This is a genomic window from Streptococcus suis (assembly GCF_002964045.1).
Classification (GTDB): domain Bacteria; phylum Bacillota; class Bacilli; order Lactobacillales; family Streptococcaceae; genus Streptococcus; species Streptococcus suis_U.
The window spans coordinates 1-324 of sequence record NZ_POPB01000621.1; the positions used below are offsets into that span (position 1 = coordinate 1).

Below are 324 nucleotides of genomic sequence, written 5' to 3' on the forward strand. Positions count from 1 at the left end.
TCTGAGTCAGTATCCGAGTCAATTTCTGAATCAATCTCTGAGTCAGTATCCGAGTCAGTATCAGAATCAATCTCAGAATCAGTCTCAGAATCAATTTCTGAGTCAGTAAGCGAATCACTATCCGAGTCCATTTCAGAATCCGTCTCAGAATCTATCTCAGAGTCAGTTTCTGAGTCAGTATCAGAATCAATCTCTGAATCAGTAAGCGAATCCGTCTCCGAGTCCGTCTCAGAATCACTTTCTGAATCAGTTAGTGAGTCCATCTCAGAATCAGTCTCAGAATCCATCTCAGAATCAGTATCTGAGTCAGTCTCAGAGTCCGTC

Annotated in this window: 1 protein-coding gene; it reads right to left on the bottom strand. The window is 42.3% G+C overall.

Annotated elements, in window-relative coordinates; all coding sequences use genetic code 11:
* A partial coding sequence (locus tag C1E99_RS15060; protein WP_193441828.1) for a hypothetical protein occupies nucleotides 1-324 on the bottom strand: 324 nt, incomplete at both ends.